We start from the raw sequence: 16,161 nt of genomic DNA, 5'->3' as shown, positions 1-16,161 counted from the left end.
TTTGGCCTCACTATGTATTTCAGTAGTCTGAAGTCTGAAGGATGGAATAGCTTCATTCTTGCACTATTTAATATTATTGCAGAAATGGGATAGAAAAGAAAAAAAAACAGGGTTGTGCCGAAGAGATAGAAAAAAAGATTTTAGGATAATTTTAGGATAAGACCATATCTGGAAAAACAAAAAAGATGCAAAAATAAAAGGACGGATTATTGAATGGGATGATCATTGGAGGGGATGATTATTGGAAATTATACATTCAGATGAAAAGCTTAACTGGACATACGGAAGATCAACCGGACTTTTTCCTTAAGGGAGCAAATCTTTTCAGGAAATAAATATATTAGAAAAGAATACCTATACAGCGTTAGACACATGAAAATAAAAGCTATAATTACAATCGCCCTGATCATCTCGGCTGCTTTAATGGCTGCAAAAGTATCGCCAGGAGTTAATACGGAGCAGTTCAGGGAAGGGAAATATATCCATATTGACAGCATGGTGATCGAATTTAATAAGATGGATGCTGATGTCCAGATACAATATAATCTCAGTCCCTTCGCCCAGGTTTACATGTTCCTGTTCGGGAGTAAGCATCTTGAGCCTAAAATAGAGGAGATCTTTTTTGATTTTGACAACATAGAGATCCAGAGAATAGGGATAAACAGTGCTTTGATTCATGTAAATGATATTTCCAGACAAAAAGATGAAGATTACCTCCATGACTCAAGAGAGTTAGGAATGCAGCCAGATGTGCTTACCCTTGTTTATCCCGACGGTAAAAGGAAGAATATTGAGCACGCTAAAAGCACTTTAGACATTTTTTATGAGGATTCGTAAAAAGGATCCGTAAAATATGGAACAAGCTAAAGATACTCCAATACTTTAGTTTTCAATGATAGCTAAAAAGTTTAATCTTAAACTTTTAAATGTTTTCTTGATTGTTTCTCTGAATGCTTTCATCGGCTTCTCTGCATAATTTATAGCCCGCTCCTGCTTCTGTTATTCATTCTCAGCGTTCTATTCTTAACTTAATTTCATTTCAACGGTCTTCCATTCATTGCAAGCAATTAACCCAATAAGACAAAACATACTAATAAATAATACATAAAGGTCATTAAGTTATGGTTTCAGGAACATATATTTAGCAAAAGAAACCCAATTTTCTTTGATAGCAATGGGAAGATTCATATTAAAATGTCTGAAATGCGGAAGAGAATACGGTCAGGAATACAGGCTAACCTGTGAGAATGACGACTCCCTTTTGCGGGCGGAATATTTTGAAAAAAGGCTTGAGCTCAGAGACCAGCCTGGAATAGGAAGATTTCATTCCTGGCTTCCGGTTCAGGAGGAGTTAACTACCGAAGCAGGGCCCATCACGTATAAAAGCGAAGCTCTTGCGCGGGAACTGGGGCTTTCGAACCTTTACATAGGGTTCAGCGGATACTGGCCCGAGAAAGGGGCTTTTACCAAGACCTGCAGTTTCAAAGAACTCGAAGCCCATCCTACTATGCAGCTTCTCAAGGAATCCAGGGGAAAAGCCATTGTCCTTGCCTCTGCAGGGAATACGGGGAGGGCATTTGCACACACATCGGCTCTTACAGGAATAGATGTTTATATAGTAGTTCCTGATTCGGGCATTCCAAAACTCTGGCTGCCTGAAGAACCGACTGATTCCATTCACCTTATCAGCATGATGCCGGGCAACGATTACACCGATGCTATCAACCTTGCAGGAAGAATTGCAAAACTTCCGGGCATGGTCCCAGAAGGGGGAGCCAGGAATGTTGCCAGGAGGGAAGGAATGGGCACTGTAATGCTGGACGCAGCTGTAACCATAGGAAAGATGCCTGACCACTACTTCCAGGGTGTCGGAAGCGGCACAGGAGGGATCTCAGCCTGGGAAGCTGCGTTGCGCCTCAGGGCTGACGGGCGTTTCGGCTCCGGGCTTCCAAAGCTCCAGCTTGCCCAGAACCTCCCCTTCGTTCCCATGTATAATGCATGGCAGGCGGGCAGAAGAGAAATCATTCCCGAAATTGACATGAAAGATGCAAAGAAGCAGATCGAAGATACCTACGCAACTGTGCTTACCAACCGGGCACCGCCCTATTCCGTAACAGGCGGGCTCTATGACGCACTTGTCGAGACGGACGGAATAATGTATGCAGTTACCAAAGAGGAAGCCCTTGAAGCAAAAAAGCTTTTTGAGACCCTTGAAGGAATAGATATCCTGCCCCCGTCTGCAGTTGCGGCTGCCTCCCTGTTAAAAGCCGTAGAAGCCGGAAATGTCGGAAAAGACGATACCATTCTCCTGAATATTGCAGGCGGAGGTTTCAAGCGGCTGAAGGAAGACATTACACTTTTCCAGATTGAACCTAAAGTTACTGTTCGGGACTCGGATGTTCCACTTGAAGATCTGAAGCTCTGAAAATCTAAAGATCTGAGTCCCTCCGGGCTTTTATCAAAGTTCTGAAAACCTGTAAGAAAAAAGCGAAAATAAGCTCAAAAAAGCGAAAATAAACTCAAAAAAATGAAAATAAGCTCAAGAAAATGAAAAATAAGCTCAATATATATGCGCGGTAAGAGGTGTATACGTGGTAAACCCGGAAGAAGAGGTAATAGCAATCATGAAAAAAACAGGTATTGACCTTGCTGCAACACTTCCCTGTGACAGGATCAAAAACCTGCTTCCCCTGGTTTCGGAAAACTTTCCCGAGATCAAATTGACCAGAGAAGAAAGCGGGGTTGGAATCTGTGCCGGGGCCTACCTTGCAGGTGGAAAACCCATGATGCTTATTCAGAGCACAGGGCTCGGAAATATGATCAATGCTCTTGAGTCCCTGAATGTAACATGTAAAATCCCCCTGCCTATCCTGGCAAGCTGGCGCGGTGTTTACAAAGAAGCCATAGAAGCACAGGTCCCTCTGGGAGTCCACCTACCCGCAATCCTGGAAGGTGCAGGGCTCAAATACACGATAATTGATGATGCTGAAAAGCTTCCCCTCTTTGAAAATGTGATCGGAGACGCCTTTGAAAATTCCAGGCCTCACATAGCTCTGGTCTCTCCTAAAGTGTGGGAAGCTTCGGACTGCTGTGCCTGGGAAACCCTGAAGTCTCCGGAGCTGCCGAAGAAAGAAAAGATCTGCAAATTCCGCCTGACACAGAAAGTTCTAGAACCCCGGATAATCCGGAACGATGCGATCGCCGCTGTGGCAGCCGAACTGGGCGGAGAAATCACCGTAACAAATCTCGGAGTCCCCTGCAAGGAACTCTACGCTGCCAGAGACCGGGACCTTAACTTTTACATGTTCGGGTCCATGGGGCTTGTCTCCTCCATCGGGCTCGGTCTTGCTCTGCGCACGGACCGGAAGGTTGTGGTCTTTGACGGGGACGGAAGCCTCCTCATGAACCCTAATGCCCTCCTGGAAATAGGAAAGGAAGCCCCGAAAAACCTGATCATCGTAGCCCTTGACAACGGCGCCTACGGCTCTACAGGCTCTCAGGAGACCTGTGCGCTGCGCTACATTGACCTGGAAATCCTGGCAAACTCCTGCGGGATCCAGAACACTCATAAGGTCAACACGGAAGAGGACCTCATATACGCGTACAAAGATTCCCTTAATGCCAGGCAGACTTCCTTTATCCATGTTATCCTGAAGCCCGGAAACACAGTAGCTCCCAACATCCCCCTGAGCCCAGAAGAAGTCACAAAACGCTTCAAAGAAGCGCTGGGCGCAGAATAACTTTAAAGAAAATTTTAAAAGAAAGGTTTTGGTGGTCCTTCATTAACTGATTGATCTATCCCAGAGCTCGAGAAGGAACTTTTAGTTAGTCTTTCCCTGCGCTGCACAGGCCTGGGACCACCCCATCAGCCAGATAAAATGCGACCTAAAAACCAACCCCACAATAAAGAGATACAAATATTGAAGGAAATACCCCCAGGATCAAGAGAACACTTTCATTGGCGTTTATTTTCGATTTGTTTCTTTTTTGCAAGACCGCCCTTCTTTGTCGAGCATGACATTTCAGGAGGCGGAAATCCCGATAAATATTATTTTAACCGCATCTTCTCACCACTTTTAATAGCTGACTTTGCTTAATTTTCTTAAGCCTTATTCAACTAAGCTTTATTCTCTCCAGCTTATTTTCTCCACCGGTTCCCTGAGCCTGAATGTTCCCGAAAGGACCTGTTCTTTAAGTTCCTGCGCGGCTTTTACCGCCCGGGCGCGGTCCGACTGGCGCAGGGTTACTTTGATATCTCTGAGGCAGCCTCCGGTTGTACAGCTGACAGTACCAAGATTTGCACTGAAGGCTTCTCCTCTGCACCTTGAAATGCAGAGCCCGCAGTTAAAGCAAAGTTCGGGGTCATATACAGCTCCGTTTTTTCCTTTGCTTACTGCACCCATAGGACATGCCTCAGCCACGCAGCAGACCTTGCAGTCAATGCATTTTTCGGGTTCGTATATTACATTCAGGTCTGTGTTATCCCAGACATCCCCGTAGGTGATCTCGCAAAGAGGGATCCTGCCTGCAAGATCTACCAGCTTGAGCGGGATCTGGTTGTCCGGCTTAAGGATATTTTCCAGCATACTCTGAGAAAGAACAGGAATGGGAACAGCCCATGTGTTGATGATTTCTGGACCTGCGGAAGTTACAAACCCTCCCATATATTCAGGAGTCATGTCATGAAGGTCAGCAAAACCCGTAAGGTTGGGATTGTCTGGAGCACTGCGAGTACCCTGGCCAGTTACGAACCCTTCAGCCCCATTTATCAGTACCCTTGTCCCGATTCCTATTGTCTCGAGTTTGGGATCATTTTGAATAGGGTTTAACTTGCCGCAGCCGCAGAAGGTCATTTCGCTGAACTCGCCTTCGAAGGGCAGGGCATGGAAAATGGTTTTAATGGCTTCTTTTCCCGGGTTTACGAATGCCCGATAGTTTTTGAAGGCGTGCCTTGTCGCATAAAGCCGCGCAAAGGGGATTCCGGAAAGGCTGATCTCCACTGAAAAAAGGTCTCCTCCACTTGTAGTTATGTCCACAGTAATGTCCTTTCCTTCAACCATATCCCTGAAAAGGTGCCCGCCTCCGTAGCGAGGATCTGTTTCACTGTGAGCTGTCCCGAGTACGATGATGTCCAGGACTCCAAGCCTTTCGTTAGGGCAGGGACCAACGACTGCCGGTACTCCGTTCAGCAGGACTTTAGAAGCTTTTACAAAAGAATCGGGTTCGGAAACTTTGAAAGAGAGAACTGCATAGGTTCCGCTCATAATACCGCGGGTTGCGGTAGTTACGACATCAATATCTTCGAGCCTGATTTCCTCCCCTGCCCTGACCCTTGAGCTGATTTCCTCAGCTGTAAGGACCACTGCCTCTCCAGCATCTATTTTTGCCTGGATCTCGGGGATTGTCCGACATTTTTCTGTGTTATCCGATGCTCCGTTCATATTACTCTCGGCGGAAATATTGTATTCATTCTATTTTAGAGGCGTGTTCATTCTATTTTAGAAAGCAGGTTTTCCAGAGCCAATATCGTAAAACTTATGGAAACTGTGTGAAAACAAGAAATCGAGGAAGAAAAAAGAATATATTGAGATGTTCGGGATGAAAAACAGACACTCTACAATTAATAACCGGTAAACTGGAACTAGAAATAAAAATTTTTACAAAATCTGTAAAATTATTAAATTTCCAAGGGCTGATTCGAATTGAAAAAGCCCGAACCACCCAAAACTTATATAAATGATGATGCGTACTATGGTGTTGCACTTCGGTGCGGGAAACAGAAGCGATACACATCTTAGAGGGCTCGTGGTCTAGACGGTTATGACGTCGCCTTGACATGGCGGAGGTCCTGAGTTCGAATCTCAGCGGGCCCACTAAAAGGCAATCAAAGTTTTCAGGAGATATTTCCTGAAAGGAAAAAACTAAAAAGCAATACATCTCTTTTAAAGATCTAATCTTAAAGAGCAATTCATTAGTAAATAAGGTCTACCTGCCCAGGTAGCTCAGTGGGAGAGCGCTGCCCTGAAGAGGCAGTTGTCCCCGGTTCGAATCCGGGTCTGGGCACCATAAAAACAGAGGACATTAACAAAGAACATCAGTAGTGTAGCGGTCATCACCGGGCGTTGCCAACGCTCGAACCCGGGTTCGAATCCCGGCTGGTGTATAACTTTTTTAATACCTTATTTCAAACATACTCTTTGTAATAAGGGGTAAAAACAACACACACATCTTAGAGGGCTCGTGGTCTAGACGGTTATGACGTCGCCTTGACATGGCGGAGGTCCTGAGTTCGAATCTCAGCGGGCCCACTAAAAACACTAATCTGGCAGTTAATTAAAGTTAATTGACAACTGCCATATCTACCTGCCCAGGTAGCTCAGTGGGAGAGCGCTGCCCTGAAGAGGCAGTTGTCCCCGGTTCGAATCCGGGTCTGGGCACCATAAAAACAAGGGACGTCAACAAAGAACATCAGTAGTGTAGCGGTCATCACCGGGCGTTGCCAACGCTCGAACCCGGGTTCGAATCCCGGCTGGTGTATAACTTTTTTAATTGATTTTTCTGCCTCTTTTTTGTGTATTATTTAACTTTTTTCTTGATTAATGCGCCCTTTATAAGTTTTGCCCCTTCAAACCTCCAATTATTGTCATACAGATTGTATTATTTAGAAGGGTTCACATAAATGCTGATCTTTTCAGATGATAATTAGATTCGGACCAAATATACTCAAATTTTATTTTAAAATAGAGATATGAAACTTATAATGTCAATCATTCAAACGATATCAGAGTCAATGTTAACACCTACATTTTTTCAGAAACTAAAGTACACTGCCGTTATGACAACTGAAAATTGGAGAATGTTAACCAAAGGATTGTTAACCACAAAGTTAATTAAAACAAAAAATCATTATAATTATTGGATATAAATCTCGAGAAGACAATAGAGTATGTCTGAAGGGATTATACCCACTATGTTGCAAACCTGAAATATCGTAAAGGAGATTTGAACATGACAGGAAAGTTCCAGAAAAGAAATGCAGAACGAAAAGGTGTCAGAAAAGAATATGAACTGGAGCAGAAGTTAATAAAGGGAATCGTAGACGAAATTCAGGTAAGCGGCGGTGGACCATTAGAGTGAGTAAAAAGGTGTATATAACAATTCAAGCTGGAGAGATTTCCGAACAGACCGTAGAAGTAGCTGAGAGCGCTACCTACGAAGACCTGCTTGATACGCTGGACATAAATCAGGAAACAGTACTTGTATTAAACGGAGGGAATGCAGTTCCCCTTGATGGGACTATAAATTCCGACAGACTAACAATTCTTAAAGTTGTTACAGGTGGCTGACCTGCCCTCAAAGGGCAGGGTACTTCTTTATTGCAACTCATTTTCCCCTTATTGAAAGATTCTGAAGGTTACTTTTCTATTCTGGCATTTTTCAATAATCAGTGCACTTCTTATCCAGGGCGATTCTCACCCAGACTTTCAGGGCTGTTCTAATTCAGATTTAAAAGGATATTCTGATTCAGACTATCAGGGCTGTTCTAATTCAGATTTAAAAGGATATTCTGATTCAGACTATCAGGGCTGTTCTAATTCAGATTTAAAGGGATATTCTAATTCAGACTTAAAGGGATATTCTAATTCAGACTTAAAGGGATATTCTAATTCAGACTTAAAAGGATATTCTAATTCAGATTTACTTGTTCATATACATTTTAAACGACCGGACGGTTTGAACAAAAGACAGGGCAAAGGAGTAAAGGGGGAAAAAATCAGCAAAGAGGCTGAAGAGGAGTCACGCACCAAATCCCCGAGTATGCCTGAAGTTCCAGAAAAACGTTGAAAGGAATCAGAAAGGAAAAGGAAACCAGAAAGGAAAAGGAAATCAGAAAGGAAAAGGAAATCAGAAAGGAAAAGGAAACCAGAAAGGAAAAGAAAATCAGAAAGGAAAAAGAGATCAGAAAGGAAAAGGAAACCAGAAAGGAAAAGAAAATCAGAAAGGAAAAAGAGATCAGAAAGGAAAACCTGGAAAGTGAAAAGAGAAAACCAAAGAAGAACAAAAAGGGGAAAAGAACCTGGAAGATATAAAATTAAATGAATAAACTATGGAAGGATTTGATTTCCATAATGGTGAGTTCCAGGAAGGACAATCAGCCATTATGGAGCTAACCCTTTTTAGACCCTTTACTTAGAGGGAGTTAGAGGCACCTTTTTGCTCATAACCTTCAGTTTTTTAATTGCTGAGATCGTTGCCTGAGATTCCTTATAGATTTTATCTTCATAATAGCTTATGATCTCATCAACAGGAGCTGCGAGAGAATAAATTTTAATCGGGCGCCCTTTACCGGGTTTCTTTTCCGAACGTACATTGACCCAGGACTGATTCCGCATCAATCTCATTGCAAGACTGACTTCAGGCTGCCTTAGTCCGGTACTGATTTCAATTTCACGGGATGAAGCTTCGTCAACATTCATAAGATATGCCATAGTTGTGGCAACATTTCTTGACATCCCGAGGTTCCTTAACGTTTCAATAAAAATGTGGTCATTTTCGTCCAGCACTTTTACTTCATAGTCTTTCATGATAACCCCTTCATATTCCAATTTTTATAATTTAATCTGTCAGCTAAAGAATATCCACGGTAATTATATTCAAATCTTGAAAGGTAGCTTTCATAACCGCCATTAACGCTGACAACAACTTCCAAAGTATTACACCACGTATATATTTATATGGTGACCTATCTCGTTTTAAAACATTAAATTCAATAAAAAGCGTTTTTTCACAATCTAGCGGATTGTTTACATTTTAAACCCAACAATCGGTTATCAAAAACAAACGTAACATATTTCCATAACCGACTACCAGAGAACCGTTTTATGAAATTGATGGGAAGAGACGTATAGGTTCAGCAATTAAACCTGTATACGTATATAATTAGAAGGTTATTCATCTCCAACAATTAATAATGTACTCATACTATTTAAAGTTGTATATATTAAAAGGGAATTGAAAAACTTTCAACCACACCTGACATTAGCATGTGTAAAAAAATAATCAAACATCAGAGGCATAATAATCCTATTATCCAGATAAAAACCTGAGGGAATCACAACAAAAATATTATAATTGTACAGATCAAAGAAATTAAAGGAAGATATCCGGACAATAAAACGTCAAGGATAATTTAGAAATGTTTATATTCTCACTTTAGCGCAGATCAAATAATTATCACGAAGAACCAGATAAATCTGCAGCATACTTCCCGACTTCTGAGAGATCTCCTGAAAGTATCCAATCGGGGCAAAAATGGAAAAAATAGAAAAATTGGAGAAAAAAACTAAAAAATAGTAAAAAACTGGAGAAAGCTGAAATTTCATGTAACTCTTCTTCCCCAACTTACTCCTCAGAGCTTATTTTGTTCGTTAAATATGCTTTTCCACACCCTCTATTTTAGCGAAACTTATTCCTCGCTAAGCTAATTTATTCCCCGCTAAGCTAATTTATTCCTCGCCAAGCTAATTTACCTCGCTAAGCTAATTTATTCCTCGCTAAGCTAATTTATTCCTCGCCAAGCTAATTTACCTCGCTAAGCTAATTTATTCCTCGCTAAAATACTTCCTGGCAAGGAGAACTGTGCTTGAACCTGTAAGAATAAACAGGAAAGCAGCAATAATCATCCCTTCTGTTGTGAAGTCCTGCCAGGAATGCACAGATACCCACAACCCGCTTCTTGTAACAAAGGTCGAGAAAATGACCAGGATAAAAGAGACAAGTGCAAGCATGGGGAGCATGAAACCGTACTCTCCCTGACGGAACCTGAACTTCGCATGAAGATAAGCTGTTGCCGTAAGCCAGGGAATCAGGGAAGAAGTTTCTACAGGGTCCCATGTCCAGTACCAGGCACCCCAACCAAGCACTTCATATGCCCAGAATGCTCCGAATCCAATTCCAAGCGTAAGGAAGAACCAGGAGACTCGCATCCAGCCTGTTGCAAGCTCGGACCACCTGCTGTCCTTGAGGACAAGGCCTGAAATTGCAGCAGCGAAAGGAAGGGTGAAGGCTGCATAACCGAGGAACAGAAAAGGGGGGTGTATAGCCATCCAGAAGTTCCTGAGCAGAGGATTCATACCCTGCCCGTAAGAAACAACGAAAGGTTCCACAAATAGGTTCCAATTTGTAGCTTCAGGTATTCCTGCGCCTGTTATATAATACATTGAGAAAGGGTTTTTCAACGCCAGAAGTAACAGGAATACGGAGGCTACAAAGAGTGAAACCGATCTCATAAAGGCAAAGAGCTCTGTCTCCCGGAGAATTTTACCGGTGCCCGTAAAACGCGTTATTGCAAGCATTATGAAGATAAAACCTGTCCAGATCAAAAATGACCCTTCCTGTCCTGCCCAGAGCGCCGAAAACCTGTAATGCCAGGCAAGGTCAGCGCTGGAGTGCTGAAAGACATAACTGTATTCCGTGTCCACCCCAAGTAGGTGGTAGGAGAGCAGGACTATCGCAAGTACTAATCCCAATCCTCCTGCAAGTTCCAGTTTTTCTGAAAGGACCATAAATTTCCTGTCCTGTCTGAAGAAGTAAAACAGGGAAGTTAAAAAAGCAAGTAGTCCGGAAGCTCCCGCTATCCAAACGAGCCCCATTCCATAATTCATACGATCACCATCTACGCACCTGTCTCATACGTTTTTTTTACTAACTCGCTTCTTTCTATTATCATTTTTACTTTCATTTACCTGAGAATTTCTTTCATAAAAACGGTTTCCAGGAAGACCATCTCCAGGAGTACCTTTTTCTCCCTTGAGGGAATCCGAGAGGAAGATCATCAGGACGCCCAGCACCATCAGATAAAACCCACCCCAGAGAGCAGTCATAAAAGGCACCTTCCGGACATAAAGTTCCACTGTCTGGGATTTTGTATCCACAGATTTGGGAGCAATGAAAAGCTCTTCCAGAAGCCCCCTGTGGATATAAGTTTCAGTGTAGGCCTGTTCCCATTTGAAGTCACTTATGTATCTAACCTGCCCGCGGTCAAAAAGTTGGCCCCACCTGTAAACGTCAAAATATACGGTACTTACGTAAGCCGAGCCAGAATAGCCCCCATAAGGAGTCCCTTCAATTCCCGATGTGATGTTTGTAACACGAACGCTATAACCCATCGACTTGAAAGTGCCCACTTCTCCCAGAGGAACCACAGCAGAATCTTCAAGATTCATGTTAGTGCTGAACACAATGCCAACGAGGAGCAGGACTGCCCCCAGGTGGATAATATGAGAACCCGCCCTCCTGAGAGTCCCTTTCAGAGTCTTTTCCTTCGAAGAAAGCAACCTGTAAATAACCGCAAAGAGAGCAGCTGAAAGGAGCGGAAACGAGATATTAACAGGCAGACTTGAAAACGGTGAAAACGCAACCGAAAGTGCGGAACCTGAAATTCCAAGCCCAAACACCAGAAGAGCTTCCTTTTTCCCGGCACTCCCGATCAGAAGACACAGAGTCAGCAGCATTACAAGGGCAAGGGTTGGCAGAGCTGCACGCAGGTTAAAATAGGCAGCATCGAGAAGGATTTCTTCTTCTGTACTGACCCTCAAGATAAAAGGGGTTAAAAGTCCCATCGCTAACAGAGCAGCAAGCAGCACCAGCACTGAGATAGTAGCAAACATGGTGCTGCGGACTGTGAGAACATCGCTTAACTTTTTCATAAAAAACCTTGAAAATATGAATAAAAAATATAACTTCATAAAATAAATACAATTAAATAGGGATAATAGTTACTTAAGCCCATTATTTAAAAGTACCTAAAAAAAGTTGAAAAATACAGGGAGAAGAGAGCGGAAAATAATTTTATGGCTCACTCTGCAAGCAAGTCATACAAAAAAATAAAAAGGATGTGGAAAAGAGTTAACTTCTGCCTCAGGAAAGAATGGACCGGAAATAAGAGAGTTATTAGAGAGTTGATACTACGATAGAGCTGATAATCAAAGCATTCTGGCTGATGATTCCTGCATACCTTCCCAATCCCTTTGCAGCTGTCTTCGGGGGCGGAAAGCCTATTGACGGAGGAAGGACTTATAAGGACGGGAAAAGGATTCTTGGAGACGGAAAGACCTATAGAGGACTCTTTTCAGGCATATTTTGCGGGTTTCTTGCAGGATGCATTGAGATCTGGCTGAGTATGAAGGGTTTTGAGATTATGGGAATTGAAATTCCCGCCTTTGGCCCGGATTACGCGAGCGCTTTGAAAGTTGTCCTCGCCCTTGCCTCCGGCGCCCTGTTCGGAGATATGTTCAAGAGCTTTTTCAAGCGCAGAATGGGCCTGAAAAGGGGAGCGTCCCTGCCTCTTGTAGACCAGCTTGACTTTGTTGTGGGAGCCTGGGTATTCACATACCTTGCAGCCCCGGAATGGTTCGTGAGTAATTTCACCACCGGAATCATTCTTACCGTCCTCATAATGACGCCTCTGCTCCATCTTACAACAAACATAATCGGATACATTATAGGCGTAAAGAAAGAACCCTGGTGAAAATTCTTAGGAAAAACCCTTCTACAACACTTCAGAAAAAACTACAGGAAAAACCTGAAAAAATATTCATAGCGCTAATAAGGCTGCAAACACCGGTGAGATAATGAGTCAATCAAAACCAGAAACAGAAAACGAATTCAAAACACAAAAACAGGAACTGATCGCAGCCCTCAAAGCCTGCGGAGCTGTCCGCTACGGGGACTTCACGCTTGCCTCGGGAAAGAAAAGCAAGTACTACATCGATATCAAGAAAGCCAGCACCGACCCTAAAACCCTGAAAATTATTGCCAGGCAGGCAGCCCTCAAGGTAAGGGAAATGGATGTAGACACGGTTGCAGGTGTAGAACTCGGAGGAGTACCTCTCGCAACCGCAGTTTCTCTGGAAACTGAGCTTCCCCTGCTTATAGTAAGGAAATCCGTCAAGGACTACGGCACAAAAAGCAGGTTCGTAGGCGAGCTTAAACCGGAAGACAAGCTTGTAATGCTCGAAGACGTAACAACCAGCGGAGGCTCGGTTAGGGACGCGATTGAGGTGGTCAGGGAAACCGGAGCCCGTGTAAAATACGTAATCACCGTAGTGGACAGGGAAGAAGGAGCAAAGGAAAAACTCAAAGAAGTAGATGCCGAACTTGTACCCCTGGTAAGTGCGAGTGATCTCTTAAAGTAAGGAAAGTGCTTGAGCACTTTCCTGAACCTTATAATGAACGACCCTGTATGCTAAATTACTGTTATACATGTCAGAGATATTATTTAATTCGTCCTCTTAAACGAAGTTCAGTATCAGTGTCCATAAATAAGATCTCTTAAGCGAAGTTCAGTATCAGTGTCCATAAATAAGATCTCTTAAACGAAGTTCAGTATCAGTGTCCATAAATAAGATCTCTTAAACGAAGTTCAGTATCAGTGTCCATAAATAAGATCTCTTAAACGAAGTTCAGTACCAGTGTCCATAAATAAGATCTCTTAAGCGAAGTTCAGTATCAGTGTCCATAAATAAGTCCTCTTGAGCGCAGCGAAAAGGACCTCGTGCTCCCGAAGCGAAACTCGGGAAGCGAAGCTCGGAAGGCGAAGCTTAACAATGAGAAGATATTTATCAGAAGAAATAGAGAATTAGGGAATCCTTTATTGTGTTATTGGTAAAAAAGATCATTTATAAAAATAAAATACGTTCAAAATCGAATGAAAGGTCTTGCGAGCCTCAGTGTCCATCGCCCTTTCTTCAACATATTTTTCGTCAAATATCAAGAACAAATTTCAGGTTAAAAAATAATTTTTTTTGAACAAGGAGAATGAAAATGAAGATTTTGCTTATCGGCGGCGGCGGAAGGGAGCACGCAATTGCCGAAGGAATTAAGAAAAGCAAGCATAACCCCATCCTTTATGCGGTAATGGCAAAGAAAAACCCCGGAATTGCCGCCCTCTGCGAGGATTTCCTGCTTGAAAAAGAAACCGAGATTGAAAAAATTGTTGAATATGCAAAAGCCAAGAACATTGATATGGTTTTTGTGGGTCCTGAAGCTCCGCTTGCAGCAGGAGTTGCAGATGCCCTCTGGGAAGCCGGGATCCCTGTTGTAGGCCCTAAAAAAGCCTGTGCAGTTATTGAGTTTGATAAGGCATGGGCAAGGAATTTCATGAAGAAATACGGAATCGAAGGCTGCCCTGCCTATAAAGTTTTCACGGAAGAAGCTCCTGCAAATGCATTCATTGAAAAACTGGGCGATGTTGCAGTCAAGCCCTCCGGGCTTACAGGCGGGAAAGGTGTAAAGGTAATGGGCGACCAGCTTCCTGACCTCAAAGCTGCCAAAGAATATACAAGCGAGCTTCTGAAAAAAGGGTCCGTAGTTATTGAGGAACGTTTCATAGGAGAAGAATTTACTCTCCAGGCTTTTGTGGACGGAAAAAACCTTGCTTTTTTCCCTGCAGTGCAGGACCATAAGAGAGCTTATGAAGGGGACCTTGGCCCGAATACGGGCGGCATGGGCTCATACACCGACGCGGGAGAAATCCTCCCTTTCATGCTTTCCGAAGACCTTGAGAAGGCAAAACAGATTATGCAGCATACCGTAACCGCGCTGTATGAAGAAACGGGGACAGGATACCAAGGCATTCTTTATGGACAATTTATTCTGACTGCCAGCGGCCCAAAAGTCGTGGAGTTCAATGCGCGGTTCGGAGACCCTGAAGCTATGAATGTTATCCCTCTTATAGAGACTGATTTTATAGAAATTATGTCTGCTGTAGTAAAAGGAACCCTCGAAAACCTGCCTGTAAAGTTTAACAGGAAAGCAACGGTCTGTAAGTACGCAGTCCCGGCAGGCTACCCGGAGAACCCGGTAAAAGACAGCGAAGTAGTTGTAGGAGATATAGGAGAGGCTTCAGTCTACTATGCAAGCGTGTATGAAAAAGAGGGGAAAATTTACACTACCGGCTCCCGCGCTGTTGTTGTCGTCGGGTGTGCAGAAACAATAGAGGCTGCAGAGAAAATCGCCCAGAAAGCTCTTGAAAATATTCGAGGTAAACTTTTCTTCCGAAAAGATATAGGCACTGCCAATCTTATCCAGAAAAGAATTGACCATATGAAAGAACTTAGAGACTGACTGTTTCAAAAGTTATGCAGAAGTACCGCGCATAAATACTGTGTGTAATAAGTACTTTGCAGTAGTATAAAAGTTCAAATTCAGCCAGAAGAAATCGGGGTTTGAGACGATGAAAAGAGATGTACTTTCAATAACTGACCTGTCCCGGGAGGAGATCTACGAACTCCTTGAATCGGCCGCGGACCTGAAAGCAAAGCGTAAGGCAGGAGAATATACCGAGTACCTGAAGCATAAAAGTCTCGGAATGATTTTTGAAAAATCCTCCACAAGGACCAGAGTTTCCTTTGAGGTTGCAATGAGCGATTTCGGGGGACATGCCCTTTACCTGAACTCCAGAGACATCCAGGTAGGAAGAGGCGAGACCATTGAGGACACTGCAAGGACCCTTTCCGGTTACCTGCACGGAATCATGGCCAGGGTTATGAGCCATGATACTGTGGAGAAGCTTGCAAAATATTCAACCATACCCGTGATCAACGCCCTCTCAGATAGGGAACATCCCTGTCAGATCCTGGGTGACTTCATGACCATCATGGAGTTTAAGAAAAAGTTCGAAGGTCTGAAATTCGTCTGGGTAGGAGACGGGAACAACGTCTGCAACTCGGCCTTACTTGGCTCGGCTATTGTGGGAATGGAGTTTGTCGTTGCTTGCCCGAAAGGCTATGAGCCCAAAGCCGAGTTCCTTGAACAGGCAAAAGCTCTTGGGGGCAAGTTCACAATCACAGATGATCCAAAAGTTGCCGCAAAGGACGCAGACATTATCTATACTGATGTCTGGGTCTCCATGGGCGACGAAGCCGAACAGGAAAAGCGCCTGAGGGACTTTACCAGGTTCCAGGTCAATACCGAACTCCTTGGAGTTGCAAAGCCGGATGTAATAGTCATGCACTGCCTGCCCGCCAGACGAGGCCTGGAGATTACGGATGAGGTCATGGACGGCCCGAACTCCGTAGTCTTCGAAGAAGCAGAAAACCGCCTGCATGCCCAGAAAGCCCTTATCCTGAAATTGATGAGATAAAATTTCATCAATTTCTA

At 43.5% G+C, this 16,161-nt stretch carries 15 protein-coding genes and 6 tRNA genes; 16 read left to right on the top strand and 5 right to left on the bottom strand.

The features are described from left to right. The first annotated feature begins 372 nt into the window (after window positions 1–372). From MSWH1_RS05545 to comE, 3 genes are all read left to right on the top strand, one after another. Window positions 373–837 carry a hypothetical protein gene (locus MSWH1_RS05545; protein WP_048126805.1) on the top strand — a complete coding sequence of 155 codons (465 nt, stop codon included), beginning with the start codon at window positions 373–375 and terminating at the stop codon, window positions 835–837. 337 nt (window positions 838–1,174) lie between these two features. Further along, window positions 1,175–2,425 carry a cysteate synthase gene (locus MSWH1_RS05540; RefSeq protein WP_048130251.1) on the top strand — a complete coding sequence of 417 codons (1,251 nt, stop codon included), beginning with the start codon at window positions 1,175–1,177 and terminating at the stop codon, window positions 2,423–2,425. 166 nt (window positions 2,426–2,591) lie between these two features. Then, window positions 2,592–3,740 carry a sulfopyruvate decarboxylase subunit beta gene (gene comE / locus MSWH1_RS05535; protein ID WP_197074028.1) on the top strand — a complete coding sequence of 383 codons (1,149 nt, stop codon included), beginning with the start codon at window positions 2,592–2,594 and terminating at the stop codon, window positions 3,738–3,740. Window positions 3,741–4,124: 384 nt separating this feature from the next. Here comE and MSWH1_RS05530 read toward each other — a convergent pair whose 3' ends face one another. Continuing rightward, window positions 4,125–5,441, bottom strand: coding sequence for a methanogenesis marker 16 metalloprotein (locus MSWH1_RS05530; protein WP_048126803.1), 1,317 nt, complete (start codon window positions 5,439–5,441; stop codon window positions 4,125–4,127). Window positions 5,442–5,799: 358 nt separating this feature from the next. On the opposite strand from MSWH1_RS05530, the gene MSWH1_RS05525 reads away from it, so the two are divergent. The 9 genes from MSWH1_RS05525 (at window position 5,800) to MSWH1_RS05490 (ending at window position 8,090) form a co-directional block, all read left to right on the top strand. Beyond that, window positions 5,800–5,873: transfer RNA gene (locus MSWH1_RS05525), tRNA-Val, on the top strand. A gap of 118 nt (window positions 5,874–5,991) precedes the next feature. After that, window positions 5,992–6,066 (top strand) — tRNA-Phe (locus tag MSWH1_RS05520). Between the two features lie 25 nt (window positions 6,067–6,091). Then, window positions 6,092–6,163, top strand: a tRNA-Gly gene (locus MSWH1_RS05515). Between the two features lie 71 nt (window positions 6,164–6,234). Beyond that, window positions 6,235–6,308, top strand: a tRNA-Val gene (locus tag MSWH1_RS05510). 57 nt (window positions 6,309–6,365) lie between these two features. Then, window positions 6,366–6,440 (top strand) — tRNA-Phe (locus tag MSWH1_RS05505). Between the two features lie 25 nt (window positions 6,441–6,465). Then, window positions 6,466–6,537 (top strand) — tRNA-Gly (locus MSWH1_RS05500). Window positions 6,538–7,008: 471 nt separating this feature from the next. Further along, window positions 7,009–7,137, top strand: coding sequence for a hypothetical protein (locus tag MSWH1_RS20475; RefSeq protein ID WP_255350488.1), 129 nt, complete (start codon window positions 7,009–7,011; stop codon window positions 7,135–7,137). Next, window positions 7,134–7,346 carry a MoaD/ThiS family protein gene (locus tag MSWH1_RS05495; RefSeq protein WP_048126801.1) on the top strand — a complete coding sequence of 71 codons (213 nt, stop codon included), beginning with the start codon at window positions 7,134–7,136 and terminating at the stop codon, window positions 7,344–7,346. Before MSWH1_RS20475 ends, MSWH1_RS05495 begins: the two co-directional genes overlap by 4 nt. Before the next feature lie 495 nt (window positions 7,347–7,841). Next, complete coding sequence (locus MSWH1_RS05490; protein WP_048126799.1) at window positions 7,842–8,090, top strand: hypothetical protein; 249 nt, start codon at window positions 7,842–7,844, stop codon at window positions 8,088–8,090. 96 nt (window positions 8,091–8,186) lie between these two features. Here the strand turns inward: MSWH1_RS05490 and MSWH1_RS05485 are convergent, their stop codons facing one another. From MSWH1_RS05485 to MSWH1_RS05470, 4 genes are all read right to left on the bottom strand, one after another. Next, window positions 8,187–8,585 (bottom strand): transcriptional regulator protein, encoded by a 399-nt coding sequence (locus tag MSWH1_RS05485; RefSeq protein WP_048126797.1) that lies wholly within the window; start codon window positions 8,583–8,585, stop codon window positions 8,187–8,189. Next, entirely contained in the window at window positions 8,582–8,710 is a 129-nt protein-coding gene (locus MSWH1_RS20470) for a hypothetical protein (RefSeq protein ID WP_255350487.1), read from the bottom strand. The genes MSWH1_RS05485 and MSWH1_RS20470 overlap by 4 nt, the downstream gene beginning before the upstream one ends. Window positions 8,711–9,602: 892 nt before the next feature. Further along, the gene (ccsA, locus tag MSWH1_RS05475) at window positions 9,603–10,664 is read right to left on the bottom strand and encodes a cytochrome c biogenesis protein CcsA (RefSeq protein ID WP_048126793.1); all 1,062 of its coding nucleotides are present in this window, start codon (window positions 10,662–10,664) and stop codon (window positions 9,603–9,605) included. Between the two features lie 24 nt (window positions 10,665–10,688). Then, window positions 10,689–11,708 (bottom strand): cytochrome c-type biogenesis CcmF C-terminal domain-containing protein, encoded by a 1,020-nt coding sequence (locus MSWH1_RS05470; RefSeq protein ID WP_231591903.1) that lies wholly within the window; start codon window positions 11,706–11,708, stop codon window positions 10,689–10,691. Window positions 11,709–12,001: 293 nt separating this feature from the next. Between MSWH1_RS05470 and MSWH1_RS05465 the strand changes: the two genes are divergently transcribed. The 4 genes from MSWH1_RS05465 to argF all read left to right on the top strand — a co-directional run bounded on the left by MSWH1_RS05465 (window position 12,002) and on the right by argF (window position 16,144). Continuing rightward, window positions 12,002–12,529 carry a CDP-2,3-bis-(O-geranylgeranyl)-sn-glycerol synthase gene (locus MSWH1_RS05465; protein WP_048126791.1) on the top strand — a complete coding sequence of 176 codons (528 nt, stop codon included), beginning with the start codon at window positions 12,002–12,004 and terminating at the stop codon, window positions 12,527–12,529. Window positions 12,530–12,632: 103 nt separating this feature from the next. Next, the gene (gene pyrE, locus MSWH1_RS05460; RefSeq protein WP_048126789.1) at window positions 12,633–13,196 is read left to right on the top strand and encodes an orotate phosphoribosyltransferase; all 564 of its coding nucleotides are present in this window, start codon (window positions 12,633–12,635) and stop codon (window positions 13,194–13,196) included. 628 nt (window positions 13,197–13,824) lie between these two features. After that, complete coding sequence (gene purD, locus MSWH1_RS05455) at window positions 13,825–15,126, top strand: phosphoribosylamine--glycine ligase (protein ID WP_048126787.1); 1,302 nt, start codon at window positions 13,825–13,827, stop codon at window positions 15,124–15,126. Window positions 15,127–15,235: 109 nt separating this feature from the next. Next, window positions 15,236–16,144, top strand: a complete 909-nt coding sequence (gene argF, locus MSWH1_RS05450) for an ornithine carbamoyltransferase (RefSeq protein ID WP_048126785.1) — start codon at window positions 15,236–15,238, stop codon at window positions 16,142–16,144. Window positions 16,145–16,161: the final 17 nt, after the last annotated feature.

It is taken from the genome of Methanosarcina sp. WH1 (genome assembly GCF_000970005.1).
Taxonomy (GTDB): domain Archaea; phylum Halobacteriota; class Methanosarcinia; order Methanosarcinales; family Methanosarcinaceae; genus Methanosarcina.
Note: the sequence above shows the minus strand (reverse complement) of the source record. Positions and strands in the feature narration are given on the sequence as shown.

Coding starts and splice junctions, on each gene's coding strand:
- MSWH1_RS05540 (WP_048130251.1), top strand. CDS start 1,175: ATGGGAAGATTCATATTAAAATGTCTGAAATGCGGAAGAGAATACGGT.
- MSWH1_RS05465 (WP_048126791.1), top strand. CDS start 12,002: ATGATTCCTGCATACCTTCCCAATCCCTTTGCAGCTGTCTTCGGGGGC.
- pyrE (WP_048126789.1), top strand. CDS start 12,633: ATGAGTCAATCAAAACCAGAAACAGAAAACGAATTCAAAACACAAAAA.
- ccsA (WP_048126793.1), bottom strand. CDS start 10,664: ATGAATTATGGAATGGGGCTCGTTTGGATAGCGGGAGCTTCCGGACTA.
- MSWH1_RS05470 (WP_231591903.1), bottom strand. CDS start 11,708: ATGAAAAAGTTAAGCGATGTTCTCACAGTCCGCAGCACCATGTTTGCT.
- MSWH1_RS05545 (WP_048126805.1), top strand. CDS start 373: ATGAAAATAAAAGCTATAATTACAATCGCCCTGATCATCTCGGCTGCT.
- MSWH1_RS20475 (WP_255350488.1), top strand. CDS start 7,009: ATGACAGGAAAGTTCCAGAAAAGAAATGCAGAACGAAAAGGTGTCAGA.
- MSWH1_RS05485 (WP_048126797.1), bottom strand. CDS start 8,585: ATGAAAGACTATGAAGTAAAAGTGCTGGACGAAAATGACCACATTTTT.
- MSWH1_RS05530 (WP_048126803.1), bottom strand. CDS start 5,441: ATGAACGGAGCATCGGATAACACAGAAAAATGTCGGACAATCCCCGAG.
- purD (WP_048126787.1), top strand. CDS start 13,825: ATGAAGATTTTGCTTATCGGCGGCGGCGGAAGGGAGCACGCAATTGCC.
- argF (WP_048126785.1), top strand. CDS start 15,236: ATGAAAAGAGATGTACTTTCAATAACTGACCTGTCCCGGGAGGAGATC.